The following is a 17,938-nucleotide window of genomic DNA, read 5'->3' as shown; positions in this document are numbered from 1 at the left end:
CCCCACCGCCATGGGATCCCAAGCACAGCAAGGAATCCCATGGCGCAGGACATCGGCACCGTATACGTCCAGGTCAAGCCCTCCGGCAAGGACTTCGGCAAAACCCTCGAAGGCCAGATCACCCCCAGCATCGACAAGGCCGGGGCAAAAGGATCCACCAGCCTCACCAGCCGACTCGGCAGCGCGTTCGGAAAAATCGGCAAAATCGGTCTGGGCACGATCACCACCATCACCGGCGGCATCGTCGCCCTCGCCGCCAAAGGCGGATTCAGCCGCGCCCTGAACATCGAGAACGCCAAAGCCAAGCTCAAGGGCCTCGGACACGACAGCGCCTCGGTCAGCGAAATCATGAACGACGCGCTCGCCTCGGTCAAGGGCACGGCTTTCGGTCTCGGCGACGCGGCTACGGTGGCGGCCAGCCTCTCCGCATCCGGCGTGAAGCAGGGCGGTCAGCTGACGAACGTGCTCAAGACCGTCGCGGACACCGCGCAGATCTCGGGCCGTTCCCTCACGGACATCGGCACGATCTTCGGGTCGGTCGCGGCCCGCGGCAAGCTCCAGGGCGACGACATGCTCCAGTTGATGAGCAGCGGCATCCCGGTCCTGCAGATGCTCGGCAAGCATCTCGGTAAGACGTCCGGCGAGGTCAGCGCCATGGTCTCCAAGGGGCAGATCGACTTCCAGACGTTCGCCGACGCCATGCAGGAAGGCATGGGGGGCGCGGCGCTGTCCGCCGGCACCACCTTCACCGGCGCTCTGGCGAACGTGAAGGCCGCGCTGTCCCGTCTCGGCGAGCAGGTCGCCACGCCGATCCTCGATGGTCTGCGGGGACTGTTCAATCAGGCGATCCCCCTCATCGACGATTTCACTGCGACCGCCACGCCGATCATGCAGAAGGTCGGGGCGGGGCTGCAAAGCGGGTTGGAGAACGCGATTCCCTCGATCCAACGGTTCGCGGGTAAGTTCACGGCCCTGTTCCAGCCGCTCGTGCAGCCCGTCAAGGTCCTGTGGGAGCAGATCGGATTCGTGTTCGACCAGATCGGCGAATACGGCACGGACATGGCATCCTCCCTTGAGACCATCTTCGGCGGTCTCATCCGCATCATCGGCGACCTGACCGGCTCCTTGGGCTACGCATTGGGAGAGCTGACCGGCTACTCCGCCATCAGCGCCATGGCCTCCACCGTCGCCACCGCGTTGAGATTGCTCGGCGACGCCGTCAAATTCGTCGCCGACAACATGGATTGGATCAAACCCCTCGCCACCGGCATCGCCGGCATCATCCTCGCATCCAAAGGGCTGACAGCCGTAACCAGCGGACTCGGGGCACTCGCAACAGGAGCAAACGGAGTCGCAGCAGCCGCCACCGGCATCTCCAAATGGGTAGACCTCACAATGCAACTCGGCGGCATCCTGCCGGCATTCAAACAAATGGCCTCCGGCATGGAACTCATCAAAAACGCCCAACTCGCCTGGTCTGCTGTGACCAAAGCCGCAACCTCCATACAAGTCGCATTCCAGGCCGTCATGGCCACCACACTCGGACCCATCGCGCTCGCCGTTGCGGCGATCGCCGCGGTCACCGCGGCCGCGGTCTGGTTCTTCACCCAGACGGAGGTGGGGCGCAGGGCATGGTCATCGTTCACCTCATGGCTGGTGTCCGCATGGCAATCCGTGTCCTCCGCGGCTGTGGGCATTTGGAACGGCCTGGGATCGTTCTTCTCGGGACTGTGGTCATCGATCACGTCGGCGGCGTCCTCGGCTTGGAACGGATTCGCTTCATCACTCACCGGAGCATGGCGGGCGACGGTGTCAACCGCGTCCGTGGTGTGGAGCGGCCTGATGTCGTTCTTCTCCGGGCTCTGGTCGGGCATCACGAACGGGGTATCGACGGCGTGGGACGCTGTCGTGTCCGTGTTCACGTCGGTCGCATCAACCATCGGCGGGATCATGGCGAACATCGTCACCGTGATCGGCGCGGTGCCCGTGTGGATCGGCCAGCAGCTCCTCTCCGGCATCAACGGACTGTTCTCGTCGCTCATCAACCTGCTCACCGGATGGGCATCCAACAGCACAGGCATCGTGCACGCACTGCTCGAGGAGATCATCTCCTACATCACCACCATATGGACCGTCATCAGCGGCATCGTGAGCACGGGCGTGAACCTCATCCGCACCATCGTCGTGGCCATCGTCGACCTCCTACAGGGAGACTGGCAGGGCGCATGGTCGGCGATCAGCGGCTTCTTCCAAGCCACGTGGAACGGGATCGTCACGTTCTTCACCCCGATCATCACATGGCTGCAATCCATCGTCACGACCGTGATGTCAACGGTGCAATCCGCGTGGAACACCATATGGTCGGCCATCAGCGGATTCTTCGATGGAATCTGGAACGGCATCGTCACCGTCGCTACCGCAATGGGTACTGCGCTCTCCACGGCCATCACCACCGCCGTGAACACAATCGCCGGGGTGTGGAATTTCGTTTGGAACGCAGTCTCAGCATTCTTCGCCGAGGTGTGGGACGGCATCGTCAGTTTTTCGGGACCGATCCTCTCCAGCCTCGGAGGGATCATCACCGGGGCGATTAACGGCATCCGTGGCGTGTGGAACTCCGTCTGGTCCTCCATCAGCAGCTTCTTCGGCGGCATCTGGAACAACATGATCGGCATGGCCAGCTCCGCGGTCAACGCAATCGGCGGCGTAGTTGGACGGATCTACGGCATCGTATCCGGTGCACTCTCCGGGGCTGGCCAATGGCTCGTGAATGTTGGCAGCAACATCGTCAGTGGATTGATCAATGGCATCACCGGGTCGTTCGGATGGCTGAAAAAGACCATCACGGATCTTGGAAACAATGCGCTCGACTGGGCGAAGAGCGTGCTCCACATCCACAGCCCCTCCAGGGTATTTAGAGATCAGGTCGGTTTCATGATCGGTGCCGGCATGGCCCTAGGCATCGATGACAGCGGCAAGGTCGTTCAACGATCACTCAAGAACATGAACATGAAGCTCTCTGACGGGATCAAGATCGGGCCCTCGACGCTGGCTATAGCGCAGCCGAACGGTGATGCCCCATTCGAACCCGACAGCAACTCATCGTCCATGGCTCAAGTGTATGCGCCGGTTTCGGTGGATGCGCGTGGTGTGGATGGCGTGACCGCGGTGGATTTGATGGCCGTAAAGCTTGTGCAACGGTTGAGGAGGCACTAATGGTTGACGTGGATCGACTTTATATCGGTGATGTGAGATTCGACGGTGATGGCATCAGCCTGATGGATGTGGTATCGAGCAGAACGGCATCAGCGGATGGCGTGATACCCCTGATGACAAGACCGCATACCAGGAGCGCGCTACCGGCTATGGGTCCTTTCCAATCACCGGGCTTGATATCCGTCGCGGCGACAGGATCGTGGATGCCTCACTCGTGTTCGGGCGGATGGATCGGACCGCTCTGGCCGCGTTGTCAAATCGTTTGGGTGGTATGCAGGACACGGTGCAGCCTGTACGTGTGGTCGACGGCGATGATATGACGGCTCTGGCTGTCGTATCGTTCGATTGGCCCCGCACGTGGAACGTGAGCGGGGGAAAGTTCAGTGCGACCCTGCATTGCACAGATCCTAGGAGATACTCATTCCAGTCTCACGAATGGTACCTTTCCGGCTCCTATGACGTTGGATCGGGTTTCGACTACAGCTCACCCGAAGGAGTGGATTACCCGATCTCATATGGCGACGACGGTGTGACCGCATCGAACAGCGCGACTCTCACGAACGAGGGTAACAGCGTCGCATACCCCACGTTCACTACTATCGGCGACTTTCCCGGCGGCTTTCGCCTGCAGGCGGCGGACGGGTCGATTTTGGAGTGGTCAGACAGGGTAAGCTCGGCCGCCCCGGTCATGATCGACACGTTCAATCACCGATGCATGATTCTCGGCACCGAGTATTCCACGCCGCTTTCACGGCGCGAATGGTTCACGGTCCCGAAATTCGGTTCCCTAGGGGTGTCACTCGTCCCTCTGCAGTTATCAACCGGCATGATGCGCGTCATCATGCATGACACATACATGTAATGGAGGTCGGAAAATGACAGGTGTGGGCATCCCCCGTGCAGGGGGAAAGGGGCGTACCGCTCTGGATGATCGTCTGATCACCGCATCCGAGTATTCGATAGGAGTACTGCGTGGGTGCGCCATCGTAACATCATCGAGCGGCCTGTCTTACCGGGTGAGCCGTGGGAATGACCCGGCGAACGTAGCGGTCGGATCGGCGTCCGCTGCGGACGGGAACGTGATATTCCCCATTACGGACGGGGCGTCCGTGCTCACCAAGGCCGGGGACAGCGCACTGCCACGCATCGACTCGATCTACGCGGTGCAGCACAACCCGGGAACCGGAGACACGGACAACGACGTGGTGCTCATGGTCGTGCAGGGCCTCCCATCCTCAATACCATCCGAGCCAGCACCGCCGGCCGGGATCTCGGTGAAACTCGCGTCGCAGACGGTGCCCGCGGGCATGACCACGACCAGCGAGACAACCCCGTACGGAGACATACAATACTCGATACCCTACGGCTCACTCCTAGGGGAACTGGGATACGGGTCGAACAGTGGGTCGCAGAAACAGAACTGGACCCCTGGACAGTGGTGGCCACAGGCCCCTTGCACCACCGCGTATCTGCCAACAGATCGTCTCGTGACGGTCAACTTCGTGAGTCGCGCGAGCATCGAGGGAGATACCCCATCAAGCTTCTATGCACGTCTCATGGTCGATGGAACGCCGGTGAGCGATGGACTCGACGAATGCCCGGTGTTCTCGGTATGGGCACGCCAGCCGGTGTCGTTCCGCACAACGCTATCCGGTGGCAGGGCCCACAACATTGACGTGCAGATTAGTCCGAACACCAACCGTCAGCAGTTCCAATGGCGCGGGCTACGCTACGTGGAAGTCATAGATGGGGGGGTAGCAGCATGAGCGAACGTCTCGACCTGGTCGACCTCACGACCGGCAGACTACTTCGGGAACTGCCCGACGTGGATTTCTCCTGGGACCGACAACTGCGGGACTCCCAGATCAACGCGCGGCGACAGAACATGAACGAGGACGGAATCACCTCACTCTCTCTGCCATGGAACGCGTTCGACGACGAAACGAACTACGAACAACTGTTCATGCCTGGGTACCGTGGGGTGCTCTACAGTCTTGACGGGGTGCCGCAGGTGCTCTCCGAGATATCCGACACCGTCGACGATGGCGACACCATCCAAATCACACTCAACTCGATACGCGCAATGCTCGACCGTCTACACGTGATACCCGAGCAAGCAGTCCAAGATCAGATGCGAGGAGACCCTACAGCCATCGCTCATGCCGTGCTCACCATCAACGGAGTGGACCTCGGCTCCATCGGCAAACGCGAACTCATCGCGGTAACCCAGAAGGGCCACGCGCTCCCCCCGATCTCATTTGACAACGACAGGCCGGGAAACACCAACGACCATGAACGCAACGTTCGCGGGTTCAACCTCGCAAACATCACCGCAGGACATTTGCTCGACAATCTCGCGAATCTCGGGCCGGACATCGACATCCGCCCGGTCATGGTCGACGACCGGACGATCAGACTGAACTACACCTGGGGCCACCCACAACTCACGCAACCGAGGATCTGGACGTTCGACTGGAAGAAAGGCGCACCGGGAGGTGACGTGCTTTCGTGCAGCTTCCAACGTAACGCCGACAACCTCGCCGACCGTGTGTACGCGACCGGCGGCGGCAGCGACGAGCAGACCCTCGTCGCCGTCGCGCAATCCCCACGCATTCCATCCGACAGACTCATGCGCGAGAAGACCGTGTCCGACACCAGCATTGAGGACCAAGGGCAACTCCAGAACCTAGCGGACAACGAACTCAAAGTCTCGCAGGACGTGCAGGGCCAGTTGACGATACGACTCGCCGTCCACGGCGTAACCCCCGTGTCAAGGATCTGCCCGGGAGATCTCGCGGACATCACGATCGCTGGACTACCCAGCATGAACAACGCTCGCGCCCGCACATACCGCATGCGCTTCATGAGACTTTCGGGCGAGAAAGGCAATCCCATCGCCACGGCCCTCATGGACGTGGTCAGCGCCACCAGCTACGACATCTTGGAAGAGTGAACATGAAACACGTTGACCTGACGGATTTGATCGGCGCTCTGTCAGCGGCAGTTGATTCCGCCGGTCAGAACCTTACCCGTCCCAGCGTGGGCGACGTGTATCGCAATGGTGACGGCTCCAAGACCATTATCGGTGGCGGCACACCCACTGGCGTGACCCAGTGGGTGGGGGACACAACCGCTCCCGGCAGACCAATCGGCATCACGGCCACGTCACGTAATGGTGCGGTCTGGGTGACGTGGGATGGCACGTTAGATGGCGGTATTCCAACTGACTTCTCGCACGTTCAATTCACTCTGGCGGATGATGGTAGGACTATCGATCTCGGCTCGTTAGCTAAGGCGGGCACGTTGACCGTAGCCAGCCTGACACCCGATGATGTGGTGATAATCACCGCCACTGCGTATGACGATGCGCATGACGACACCGGGAAAAGTACACCAAACGCATCCACGCCTTCCGACCCGGTACAGGTGACGGTTGCCTCCGCTGTAGACCCGGAGACCGTGGAAAGGGCGCAGCAGGATGCGCAAACCGCGTTGAATCAGGCCGGTCAGGCTGCTCAGAATGTGGTACCCCAGTATGCGGTGTCAGGCAGTGACACTGATCCGCCCGATACCGGTTGGAGTACTGATACCCCGAGACCGTTGGCAAACCAGTACACGTGGATGCGCACCGTGACGACGCACGGGGATAAAACCACAACAACCTCGGCTCCGGTCAGGACCACTGGTAACAGTGCCATACTGATCGATATTCATGCTACGCGTGGGATCGCGTTTCATAACAATGACATTGATACCACGTTACGGCTCACAGTGTTGTGCGGCGCGAGACGGGTGACGACGTTGGACGAGCTGCATGCCGTGCTGGGATCCAGCGCGTATATCCAATGGACCGCGCTCACCGGATCGGCACGCACGCCGGTCATTATTAGCAATTCTGATCCCATGGTCACCGACGATGGGTTCTCGCTCACGTTGTCTCCCGACAATGTGGACGTTTCTGTGACGTTCACTGCGGACGTCATGTCGTAAATCATGTCAGTAAGTGAAAGAAGTCATTATGGCTGTTATTGCATCCGCACAAACCACTGTTGTCGATCTGACCGACGGGTATAGCGTCATTCTCTCCTCGGAGGTATACACGTTTCAGGGGACGACTACCGCTGCGAAAGCCGGGTCGACCACTACGCAGGTGATTGCCCTGCAAGGATCCACTCAGATACCTGCTTCAGTAACCCTGTCGGAAGTCGTGTCACCCAGCGGCGTCACGGTTACGAAAGACTCGAATGCGACTGCCCCCACGCTGACTATCGCGGTTTCCTCATCGGTTACTGCTCCGGGCAATGTGGACATTCCCGTGCATGTTGGTGACGATATCGTGGTCCATAAGATTTTCAGTTTCGGTATCGCATTCACCGGCACGACCGGCAACAGTGGTAAGGGGATTAGTGGAACGCCTGCTGTCACGTATCAGGCGTCTGCGAGTGGCACCACCGCGCCGACGGGCACTTGGTCTGCGACTATCCCAGCGGTTTCGGCTAGCCAGTATTTGTGGACGCGTACCGTCACCACGTATACGGATTCGTCGACGACCACCGCCTACTCCGTTGGCATGATGGGGGCCAAGGGTGATGCTGGCAACAATGGTAAGGGCATTAGTGGCACGCCAGCGGTCACCTTCCAGGTGGGTACGTCGGGTACGACGCCGCCGACTGGCACATGGGGTACTTCGGTGCCGAGTGTTCCGGCCGGCCAGTATTTGTGGACTAAGACGGTTACCTCCTACACGGATTCGACGAGTACTACCGCCTACTCTGTTGCCTACGCGGGTACGAATGGGTCGGATGGTGCCGATGCCATTACGTTGACGGTCACCTCATCCAACGGTTTTATTTTCCGTAATACGGGTATTGAAACCGTGCTCACGGCCCATGTGTATAAGGCTGGTGTCGAGGTGACGGGTACTGCACTCACCGCGCTGGGAACCGTCAAATGGTATCAGGATGGTGGCAGTACGTCAGTTGGTTCCGGTGTCACGTACACGATTGACGCTGGCGACGTGAGTGGGAAGGCGTCGTACACTGCACAATTGGAGACGGCATGACGGTAATAGCACGCGATGATGTGACGCTGGCACTGGTTACTGATGTCGCTTCGACGGCGCACTACTTCCAGCTGAAGGCTAGTACGGCGTCGGCCCCTACCGCACCGACCGTGTATCCGGCACCATCCCCGTGGGTGACTACTGAACCGACCTACACGGAGGGTGCCACCAACAGCCTATACACGGTTGACGTGACGGTGTTCTCGGATGGCATGTTCGACTATACGCCCGTGAGCCTGTCCAGCTCGTACGAGGCAGCGAAGGCCGCATACAACAAGGCCAAGCAAGCTCAGTCCGCCGCTACCGCCGCGCAAACCACGGCTGACGGGAAGAACAAGATATTCAGTAGTGCGAGCGAACCATCCCATACCGGTCTGGTAGCGGGTGACCTGTGGTTCCAGTTGGACACGAACAAGAATGTGACCGGCATCAAAGTGTGGAACGGGACGGCGTACGCCAACTACGTGCTCATGGCCCAGCAAATCCTCGTCGCCGGTAGCATAGGCACCATCAGCCTGGCGAATGGCGCGGTCACGGCTGACAAAGTGACAGCCAGCGAAGCCCTGCTGAACAAGCTCCTCGTCAGAAAAATCAAGGCCGACGACATTGACGTGGGATCACTCGCGGCCGCGATCATCACATCCGGGGAATTCCAAACCGCATCGTCTGGCGCTCGCGTTGTCATGGACACCAAGGGCATCAGAGCATACGATGCCGCGGGCAACACCACGTTCCAGATCGAAGCGGCAACCGGGAAGGCTAGTCTGGTCGGTGGTATGCAGACCGCGCTATCGGGCAAACGTATCAGTATCTCGCAGTCTGGTGATACGGGGAAGGTCGCACTGCTCAACGACGGGTCGGAACTTTCGAGTCTGACATTCATTGACGACACGGACAAGAGTGGTTATGTGTACACCGGGCTCTACACCGGGCAGTCTGGTCAGTTCATGCAATTCGCTACCCTGGTCGATAGCGTGAATCATCAGCCGGATCCGAAAGTGTACGATGTGTCGATAACCGCTCGCGGGAAAATGCTTCTTGACGCGAGCAACGCGATAAACGTGAACGGTACATGGTTCGCACATGATCTAGCATCTCTCCCCACTGCACCTCAAGTCGTCGGTGGTCAGGGGACGAAGGCCTTCGTCGGTGGGATCGAGTACGCATTCGATGGTGGCGGCGCGTGGGTTTCCCAAACCCACACATGGGACGATGCCGTGTGTGTGGCAGTGCCCACATCAAGCTCAAGCACGGTAAACGGCACTACAAGCGTGCGGATGGACACCATGACCGGTGATTCAGCTGCGTACACGCGAGGATCAAATTACATACAAGTCGCCCATGCAGGAACATATCTCGTGAGCGGTGCGGTACAAGTGTCTGGAGTGTCGGGGGGATCTCATCACGCCAATGTGGCAATCGGCGTGGACGGTTACTCCTCGTCCAACCGGTACATGAGTAAGGAGGTTGGTGGCGGACCTGGTCTCGACGGTGCGTGGATTACGGCGGTGTACCCTGCTGTACCTATCGCGCTCACTGCAGGGCAGCGAGTGTATCTCATCGTCGCGTGCGACGTTGCTGGGGCCGTCATACAGCCCAACGGCTGCTTGCTCTCCATTACCCGAATAGGCGACTGACCGATATCCTTCTGCAGTGGTTATGCGCCTACCCACATGCCATGGAATATGGCATCAGTAGCATTGTCCTGTTGGGGGCCCCAGACGATGTGACCGTCAGGCCTAACATAGAATGCTGGACCGGTATGCCCATAACTGGTCTGATCCGATTGAATCATCGTGACCACGGTTGGACGGTACGCTTTCGGGATCATCTCACCCATGTCGCTGTTCATCTGCACAGTTCCACCGACTGTAATTCGCCCCATGAGTTCCACAATTCCCTGTTGTTTGCGTACCGATAATGCCTGTATTGACCCTGATGCCGTTGGTTTGTAATATCCAATAGCCGCATTGCACACAATCCAACTCGGCTGGGTTTGGGAATGCTATTTGACGATGAGATGCTCCCAGTCGCGTTGCGCCTCCCGCAGGATGGCGATGTCGGGTCGTAGGTAGTATCTGGCGGTGGTGGCGATGTCCGAGTGCCCGAGCTGTCGGGCGACGACGCTGATATCGACTTTCGCCTGCAGCGCGGTCGTGGCCCAGGAGTGACGCAGATTCTTCGCGGGCACGTAAGGCAGCCCCTGCCGTTCGCACCATGAGCGGTAGTGTCGGGCGACCTGCTGCGGGTTGAGGTCTCCCGTCACCTGCCCCGTGCCGCGCAGTTGCCGTAAACGCACGAGCGCGAACCTGGGCAGCACCACGTCCCGCAGCGACAGATCGGTCTTCGGCCGGTCGACGACCACATGTCCGGCAACCCATTGCGCGCCACGACGAATGTGGACGATACCACTCCTGTAGTCGATATCCTCCCACTCCAGCCCGCATGCCTCCTCCCTGCGTAACCCCAGACATACCGAGCAGATCAGCCATGCCTCCAGCTCGTGCCCGTAAAACCCCTTGAGTAGTCGTCTTATCTGTCCGGCGTCAAGCGTGATGGCCATGTATCTGGCGGCATGGGGCAGTTCCGGCTCAATCGCGGTCATGGCTGAATCGGCGTGCCCGAGCACGACGGCGCGCCTGAGCATGCCACGCATCACGGCCCACGCCTTGCGTGCCGCGCCAGCCTGCGTGAAATCGTGTAGCCAGGCACTCACCTCACGCACGTCAAACGCGGCGGACAGGTCCCATGCCTCCCACCGGGGGGCAATATGCCGTTCCCACGCGGACCGGTACCCCACAAGGGTGCACTCCCGTAACGTGGCGCGGTCATGCCAGTAGATGCTTTCAACAAACTCACCAAACAACATGCGTATTCCTCCCTGGAAACCCACACGCCGCACGGCGGATGCATGCGAATCATCTGTGTGGGTTTCCCTCTGTCAATAATCGTCCGTAATCAGCCGTTATCTGGGTGACGGTAATAGAAAGCAGGTCCCATGGCCGATAACATCGATACGGTCTCCGCGCAGATCGTGGATTTGGAGAAGCTAATGACGCAACGTTTCGATTCGGTCGAAAAACGGCTCGACGGGCTGGAATCGCAGGAAGTGCATGAAAGCGACATCAAGCACGTGAACCGACGTATCGACGACCTGAAAGCATCCGCCGACTCCGATCACGCCGATCTCAAGGCCAGTGTCGATGACATCAAGGGCATGATGTGGAAGGCGGTGGGGGCCACCGGCACCATCGTCGGCCTGATAGTCGGCTTGCTGGAGTGGGCGATCCCACTCATCATGCACTAGCCGCGTCAAACAATTCTTTCCAGCCACCCGTACGGGTGGCTTTTTCATATCCATAAGGAGGATAATGCGAAAACGTAAACGTTTTTATGGTCTGATGGCCTTGCTTACAGCTGTGATGATGCTGGTCGCGGGGACTGCCTACGCGGATGTCGGTTTCGACGCGGCCAGCTATCAGGGTTGCTACAACGCGCACGCAGCGGTCAATGCCGGTGCGAGGTTCAGCTTCATCAAACTCTCAGAAGGCACTGGCTACACCAACCCGTACGCGGGCTGCCAGCTCACCGCATCGCGCAACGCTGGACTGCGATTGGGAGCCTACCATTTCGCGGACGTAGCAGGACTATCCCCACAGGCCGAAGCGGACAACTTCCTCAACGTCGCACGCAGCCAGGGGCTCATCAACGCGGGCGTCATCCCCGTGCTCGACTGGGAGCCAGCAGGCAATCTCAAAGCCAATGTCGCGTGGGCCAAGACATGGCTTGACACCGTTGCTGCAGCATGGGGCACGAAGCCGTTGATCTACATGAGCGCCAGCACCATCCATATCGCAGACTGGACGCCGGTATCCTCGTCCGACTATGGCCTGTGGGTGGCCGGATACCCCAAGGGGTACGCGGGTGACCGTCTGCGCGACCCCGGTTCCGTTCCCTACTCCGTATCGCCGTGGGGCTTCGCCGCCGCATGGCAGTACAGCTCCTCTGGCTCCGTCGCCGGAGTCGGCAGCGCGGTGGACGTCGACTGGTTCTACGGTGATGCGGTGACGTGGGCGAAGTATGCGAACGCCCCCATCGACACGGTGACCAAGCCAGCCGTCGAGACGCCGACCACCACGGTCAAGCCTGTGCAGACCACCACGACACCAACCGGTGACGCGAACGCCCTGGCGACCGCTGTGATTCAGGGATTGTATGGTAATCAGCCGCAGCGCGAGAAGCTGCTCGGCAGTCGGTATGCCGAGGTCATGGCTATCGTCAACCAGCGGCTCTCCGGCGGGGCATCGACCGCGTCCGGCTACTACGTGGTCAGGTCGGGCGACTACCTGAGCAAGGTGTGGCCCAACAATTGGCGGACCATCGCCTCGCTCAACGGTCTGCGCAGCCCCTACACCATCTATGCCGGGCAACGGCTGAAGACCAGTGGCACATCGGGGCGCAGTTATGTCGTGCGCTCCGGCGAGACGCTCGGCTCCATAGCCCGCAGGCTCGGCGTCAGCCAGTCGAGCATCCGCGGCTACCGGTCCGGCAACCCCAATCTCATCTACCCCGGCGAAATACTCAACTACTAAGGAAGGTTTATATGACAGACACCACTACGACTCCATCCGTAACCCAGCATCATGGACGGCGTGGGCAATATTCCACCAACGACGCCTACAGTTGTCATCAACTCCGTTCTTCCCCCGGCGAAGGAGAACATCGACGTCGAATTGCCAAGCGGTCTGATTTCCAATCGCACCTACGACATTTTGAAGTGGGGGGCAATCATCGGCCTGCCCTCCATCGCCACGTTCATCGTCGGACTTGGCGGCATCTGGGGCATCCCCTATGCCCAGCAGGTCGCCTATACCGTCACCGCCGTGGGAGTGCTCCTCGGAGGCTTCCTCGGCGTGAGCTCGATCAAATACAACAGCAAATAACATCGCTGTTGCCAAGCGTCGTTAATGCGATTAACAGCGAAAACGCAAGTAACGCCCTCATCTCCTTCGGAAGGTGGGGGCGTTTTTCGCGTTTCTTGCATCTGTCAGCGGACTGCACATTTAATGCGAACAAGCAACTTCTGCATGCACGTACTACATTCGCGCCTCAGTCCCCCACGGGAGGCGGTGGACAATTCGGATATATATAATTAGCGTGTATTGTTCTGAAGTATGCCAATTTGTGACGAAGCTGTCTTCCGGAGTAAGCAAGTGCTCCCCTATCGTGGCCCGTTTAATCCCTATCTGGCCAGTGATAAAGATATAGAGGATTTACTGCTTTTTACGCAACGGAGAGAAATTCTGTGGAATAACTTCCTCCGCTGGCGCACGGAAATCAAAAAAATGCTGGGAGACTCGACCTTCTGGGTGAATGGTAGCTTCGTGACCACCAAACCTGATCCCGAGGATATAGACGTAGTGGTACTTGTATCGTTTCAGGCATACAAACAAGCAAATATTAGCAATCCGTCGAAGCTTTCGGCACTGAAGACGATTTTTCGACAGAAACGGGATGGATCCAAGGAGAGGGTTCAGCCGTACGGTGGACTCATAGACTCTTTCATAGTACCGTGCGACAATATCGATAAAGACGATGTAAACCTGAAATATTGGGATCGTCAGTGGAGTGGAATTAACGAGTCTAAGCACTATCTAAGTACATCACTTAGCCAGAAAGGGTTTTTGGAGGTGAGATGACCACCATGGATACAGCACTTTCACAAGACTTAGCAATGTCCTTTCGTGATGCAATAAGAAACGCTCTGATGCAGGAAGACCCGATTATCCGTGAGGGGCTTCTCAACTCACTGGAACTCTCCACAGAGGGTAACGAGAAGCTGAACGCGATATTTCGCAGTGAAACAGCTCCCGCACAGGCAACAGCCATTGTGCATATCGTTGAGGCTAAAACACGAGAGCACTCTGCAAACGCTCTCTCCGTTTCGAAGTTCCTTGGCAAGTTGGTATCAGCGGTTAATGAGGTAGCCAAACAGAAACTCGGGGCAGAACGTAGGGCACCGCAACTTTTGATCACAGGGACAGCTCCGGGATCCTTGGAAATAACGATTCAAGCGCCAGATGATGTCCGAGCTGGTGATTTGCATAGTCACTATGCAGAGAACGACATCGAGATTCCTGAGACCGCTGAAAGCGCGGCCCTGAAAACCGTCGGTGCGTTGCTGACGGCGGCCTCTTCGGAAGAGCTTGATGATAGAGAGTCGCCAATTTCCGCACAGCTCGCGCAATTGACTATCAAAGCTAGGAAGAACATCTCATCCATGACCAAAGAAGTTCGCAAAACGGACTGGACGATTCACGGGGAGATACTCCAACGAAGGCAACAACCGCTACGGATTCAATTTACTCAGTTGGGTGCTCTAAGGCTTGAGCACGAGCTCGGCTCGGTTCCCGAAAAACCTGATAAAGAAATCATACGTGGGTATTTGGATGGGTATCGGCGCAGCGAAGGCATATTGTATGTGAAACGGAGCCTTGCTGATACCCGTGCATTGCCGATTTCGGTTAGCGATCCAGATCTTATTCAACAAGTTGCCGAATACTCAATTCAATCAGAGCGCTTGTACCGGCTTGACATCCTGAAATATGAAAAACTAAATACGCTAGGTGATATAGCAACCACGTCTCGGTCATTGCAGGCAATAGACATCGACCTCGGCAACGGGATTCAAGGGACTGTGGATTTCGCCCTGCATGGCAGCGAAAACACTTGACATGACCACGATTCGCCCCGGCTCTCCTCTGGAGGGTCGGGGTGTTTTGTTGTTTGTGGTTATTTTGTGTTGAGGTATGCGCTGAGTTGTGTGGTGGCGTTGCGGTCGACGCCGCGGCGTCCCATGTCGTAGTAGTCGATCATTTCGGGTGAGGTCCAGCCTCCGGATGCCATGATGTCGCGGTCGGTTATACCAGCGTCGCCAACGGGTCATGAATCTGATGCAAGCCCGAAAGGACCAACTCCTAGATTTGCTGAACACGCCAGTACCCATTGAAGATCGTCGTCGCCTGTCTGCCGAACTAGCTGATCTGAAACAGGACATTGTGGCGCACCGGCATGACGACGACGAACGTGTCTGGGATGATATGCGCCGCAAATGGGGTCAGCACATCAGTAGTCAACGTGGAAATCAGGCACAAATCAGGCACACTTTATTGTGAAAAGCAGTGAAAAGCAGTTATTAGTGTGATGTCGCAATGTTTCATAACACTTACTCCCTAATGCGTTTTCGGCTTATTCAATGGTGACGCAGCAAATGAAGTAGCAGGGTTCGAGCCCCTCATCGCCCACTGGAGACAGTGGTTCAGTAGACCACGACTCGCAATACTTAACCAATATCAATAATGGTCTCGCACGGAGTAGAGATGGATGCCTCGACCATCCACACTATAGATAAGCCGGTGTTCTTGTGTAATACGGCGACTCCACGTGCCCGATAGGTTATGCCGCAGTGGCTCCGGCTTCCCCAGCCCAGTGAATGGCTGTTGATCGATGGCCACAATCAGTCGCTGGATACGTTCGAACCGCTTCGGATCCGTTCTTCGCCACTCGAGATAGTCGTCATGCACCCCACTCGCCCACAACACATGGCGGGTGAGCTGATACCGAATCCCGCCAATGACGACAACAGGCAGAGGCCTAGAGCTCGTCATACTCTTCCTCGGTTCCTTCGACACTCTGACGCATGCCGGAAAGGACGCGGCGGTGAAGGTCGGGATTCGATTGCACACGCAATGTCTCCATGAGCGATTCGTAATCGTCCTCACTCATGACCACGACATTGTCGGCCGAATCACGATTCGTGACCAGCATCACGTCGGCATCGTCATGGATCCTACGCATGGTTTCCTTCATGCTCTTGCGAAATGTCGTATACGGCAGAGTAAACATGGCAACCTCCAAGTAGTACCATTAGCTGTACGATAGTACCATATATAATCCAACACCTGCATGGATACTTCCTGATTCACGCCCTCTTTCCCCGATTGACGACTGCGTCGCCCAATGGTGACGGCCCGGTCACATCATCGACGATATGACACTGGGAATTTGGGAGAAACATACCGAATGACCGCTCACCGGCCTGTCCGTGGCTTTCGTGGCCATATATTCCTGGCAGATTCTGGTGCAGCCCACCGGCGTCTGGAACGGTGCCGCCGAAGCAGCACTGAACGTCATATGGATCTGCTTCGCCTCGGACTATGTCATCTCACTCTGGCTCACCAGCGACACCTGGACGTGGTTCAAACACCACCTATTCGAGCTGGCAGTCGTGGTTCTGCCCATGTTCCGACCCCTTCGTATGCTACGGGTCGTCACGGCGCTCAACTCGCTGCAGCACACGGGCGGCATGGCGCTGCGCGGCCGCATCGCCGCATACGTGGCCAGCTCCGTCACCCTGGTCGTTTTCATCGGCTCATTGGCCGAACTCGATGCGGAACGCAACGCCCCACACGCCGTGATCACCAGTTTCCCGAAGGCGCTGTGGTGGACTTTCGTGACCATCACGACGGTGGGTTATGGCGATTATGAGCCGATCACTGCCACCGGCAGGACCATCGCCTTCGTCATCATGCTCGCGGGCATCGGTCTAATCAGCGTGGTCACAGCAACCATGGCCTCATGGATTGTCGACGAAGTGAGCGCGGAAGACAAGAAGAACACCGAGATCTCGCATGATCAGGTCGAACGACTGGGCGCACGTCTCGCGCATATGGAAGCGATGCTCGCCGACATGCAGGCCCGCACGGGTACCGACCTCAAGGAAGAGCGCCACAACCTGGTCGCGAAGGATGATCCCCTACAGTGACGCACCCCATCTCACAGTCATTGAGAAGCACCGACCCGGGCTCCCCCGGCACAGCCCGCGGACCTCCTCGCGTCGTCTCAATACCAGTTGCAACACCTTTGGATTGGAGATGGTCTGGAGGGCATTCGTTGAACAGCCCAGGCATATACTGGGTGGATGTACACAACGTGCCGTGATAAGGACTTCACCTTGGCCTTCGTTTGCACAAAGAATGCATGTCGCAGTCAGATAGCGCAAGCCTGGGCACGCAAATATGCGCCTCCCGGTCTGAGGGCGGTCTCGGCAGGCACCCATCCGGCTGCCGAGATAGATACCGAGGTCGTACGGATCATGAAAGACCAGTTTAATATCGACTTATCGGGACAGCAGCCCAAGACACTGACTGCAGTGGGGAGAATCGACGTGCTGGTGACCATGGGATGCGGTGTTTCATGCCCCTACGTTCCCGGCGTGCATCTTATCCCGTGGGACATTCCCGATCCCATGGGTGGTGGTGATGATGGGTATCGAGAGATCATCGATATGCTACGCAGAAAAGTTCATGAGCTCGTGTCATCCGCGCATATCCAGAATACCATTAACAGATATTGACAGATATTAACGCCCGTTGTCTAGATTGAAGTGCAACACTGTGGCTGGTGGGGTAAGTTTAGCAGTTCCTGCTGGTAGGCTTCGGCGGGTGTCTGGTAGCCGAGCAGGCGCATGGGCCGGTTGTTGATCTCGTTGACGATCGCCTGCAGCTCGTCGGCCATGTCCGGGGTGATTCTGCCGCCTTTGGGCAGGTAGCGGCGTAGCATGCCGTTCCTGTTCTCGTTGCTTCCGCTGCTGCCAGGAGC

General features: G+C 57.9%; 19 protein-coding genes. 15 read left to right on the top strand and 4 right to left on the bottom strand.

Features of this window, described 5'->3' with window-relative positions:
• The first annotated feature begins 39 nt into the window (after nt 1-39).
• The 7 genes from BMON_RS05995 to BMON_RS05965 all read left to right on the top strand — a co-directional run bounded on the left by BMON_RS05995 (nt 40) and on the right by BMON_RS05965 (nt 9,915).
• Nucleotides 40-3,216: a tape measure protein gene (locus tag BMON_RS05995; protein WP_033513234.1), complete on the top strand. Its 3,177-nt coding sequence runs from the start codon at nt 40-42 to the stop codon at nt 3,214-3,216.
• A gap of 271 nt (nt 3,217-3,487) precedes the next feature.
• Entirely contained in the window at nt 3,488-4,078 is a 591-nt protein-coding gene (locus BMON_RS05990; RefSeq protein WP_156098624.1) for a hypothetical protein, read from the top strand.
• Nucleotides 4,079-4,295: 217 nt separating this feature from the next.
• Complete coding sequence (locus tag BMON_RS05985) at nt 4,296-4,982, top strand: hypothetical protein (protein WP_152595797.1); 687 nt, start codon at nt 4,296-4,298, stop codon at nt 4,980-4,982.
• The gene (locus tag BMON_RS05980) at nt 4,979-6,169 is read left to right on the top strand and encodes a hypothetical protein (protein WP_033513239.1); all 1,191 of its coding nucleotides are present in this window, start codon (nt 4,979-4,981) and stop codon (nt 6,167-6,169) included. Before BMON_RS05985 ends, BMON_RS05980 begins: the two co-directional genes overlap by 4 nt.
• 2 nt (nt 6,170-6,171) lie before the next feature.
• On the top strand, nt 6,172-7,206 hold the full coding sequence (locus BMON_RS05975) for a hypothetical protein (RefSeq protein WP_033513241.1): 1,035 nt from the start codon (nt 6,172-6,174) through the stop codon (nt 7,204-7,206).
• Nucleotides 7,207-7,234: 28 nt separating this feature from the next.
• The gene (locus BMON_RS05970) at nt 7,235-8,278 is read left to right on the top strand and encodes a hypothetical protein (protein WP_033513243.1); all 1,044 of its coding nucleotides are present in this window, start codon (nt 7,235-7,237) and stop codon (nt 8,276-8,278) included.
• Nucleotides 8,275-9,915, top strand: a complete 1,641-nt coding sequence (locus BMON_RS05965; protein WP_034885349.1) for a hypothetical protein — start codon at nt 8,275-8,277, stop codon at nt 9,913-9,915. The genes BMON_RS05970 and BMON_RS05965 overlap by 4 nt, the downstream gene beginning before the upstream one ends.
• 368 nt (nt 9,916-10,283) lie before the next feature.
• Here the strand turns inward: BMON_RS05965 and BMON_RS05955 are convergent, their stop codons facing one another.
• A complete protein-coding gene (locus tag BMON_RS05955; RefSeq protein WP_081882937.1) occupies nt 10,284-11,147 on the bottom strand; it encodes a site-specific integrase in 864 nt (287 codons plus the stop codon).
• Between the two features lie 129 nt (nt 11,148-11,276).
• On the opposite strand from BMON_RS05955, the gene BMON_RS05950 reads away from it, so the two are divergent.
• The 6 genes from BMON_RS05950 to BMON_RS09945 all read left to right on the top strand — a co-directional run bounded on the left by BMON_RS05950 (nt 11,277) and on the right by BMON_RS09945 (nt 15,453).
• Entirely contained in the window at nt 11,277-11,585 is a 309-nt protein-coding gene (locus tag BMON_RS05950; protein WP_033513724.1) for a hypothetical protein, read from the top strand.
• A 94-nt stretch (nt 11,586-11,679) separates the two neighbouring features.
• Nucleotides 11,680-12,870 (top strand): GH25 family lysozyme, encoded by a 1,191-nt coding sequence (locus tag BMON_RS05945; RefSeq protein WP_033513722.1) that lies wholly within the window; start codon nt 11,680-11,682, stop codon nt 12,868-12,870.
• A 60-nt stretch (nt 12,871-12,930) separates the two neighbouring features.
• Nucleotides 12,931-13,221: a phage holin gene (locus BMON_RS05940; RefSeq protein ID WP_202805452.1), complete on the top strand. Its 291-nt coding sequence runs from the start codon at nt 12,931-12,933 to the stop codon at nt 13,219-13,221.
• A 231-nt stretch (nt 13,222-13,452) separates the two neighbouring features.
• The gene (locus tag BMON_RS05935) at nt 13,453-13,977 is read left to right on the top strand and encodes a DUF6932 family protein (protein ID WP_152595829.1); all 525 of its coding nucleotides are present in this window, start codon (nt 13,453-13,455) and stop codon (nt 13,975-13,977) included.
• Nucleotides 13,974-15,011 (top strand): hypothetical protein, encoded by a 1,038-nt coding sequence (locus BMON_RS05930; RefSeq protein WP_152595828.1) that lies wholly within the window; start codon nt 13,974-13,976, stop codon nt 15,009-15,011. Before BMON_RS05935 ends, BMON_RS05930 begins: the two co-directional genes overlap by 4 nt.
• Nucleotides 15,012-15,222: 211 nt before the next feature.
• Nucleotides 15,223-15,453, top strand: coding sequence for a hypothetical protein (locus BMON_RS09945; protein WP_152595827.1), 231 nt, complete (start codon nt 15,223-15,225; stop codon nt 15,451-15,453).
• A gap of 177 nt (nt 15,454-15,630) precedes the next feature.
• On the opposite strand, the gene BMON_RS05925 is transcribed toward BMON_RS09945, so the two are convergent.
• Nucleotides 15,631-15,945 (bottom strand): Txe/YoeB family addiction module toxin, encoded by a 315-nt coding sequence (locus BMON_RS05925; protein ID WP_081882934.1) that lies wholly within the window; start codon nt 15,943-15,945, stop codon nt 15,631-15,633.
• Complete coding sequence (locus tag BMON_RS05920) at nt 15,932-16,183, bottom strand: type II toxin-antitoxin system Phd/YefM family antitoxin (RefSeq protein ID WP_033513718.1); 252 nt, start codon at nt 16,181-16,183, stop codon at nt 15,932-15,934. The genes BMON_RS05925 and BMON_RS05920 overlap by 14 nt, the downstream gene beginning before the upstream one ends.
• Nucleotides 16,184-16,391: 208 nt before the next feature.
• Between BMON_RS05920 and BMON_RS05915 the strand changes: the two genes are divergently transcribed.
• Both BMON_RS05915 and BMON_RS05910 read left to right on the top strand, forming a co-directional pair.
• A complete protein-coding gene (locus BMON_RS05915) occupies nt 16,392-17,102 on the top strand; it encodes a potassium channel family protein (RefSeq protein WP_161786354.1) in 711 nt (236 codons plus the stop codon).
• Nucleotides 17,103-17,258: 156 nt separating this feature from the next.
• Nucleotides 17,259-17,693, top strand: coding sequence for an arsenate-mycothiol transferase ArsC (locus BMON_RS05910; RefSeq protein ID WP_033513716.1), 435 nt, complete (start codon nt 17,259-17,261; stop codon nt 17,691-17,693).
• A gap of 20 nt (nt 17,694-17,713) precedes the next feature.
• On the opposite strand, the gene BMON_RS05905 is transcribed toward BMON_RS05910, so the two are convergent.
• A partial coding sequence (locus tag BMON_RS05905) for a hypothetical protein (protein ID WP_034885347.1) occupies nt 17,714-17,938 on the bottom strand: 225 nt, incomplete at its 5' end.

It is taken from the genome of Bifidobacterium mongoliense DSM 21395 (genome assembly GCF_000741285.1).
In the GTDB taxonomy this organism is placed as follows: domain Bacteria; phylum Actinomycetota; class Actinomycetes; order Actinomycetales; family Bifidobacteriaceae; genus Bifidobacterium; species Bifidobacterium mongoliense.
Note: the sequence above shows the minus strand (reverse complement) of the source record. Positions and strands in the feature narration are given on the sequence as shown.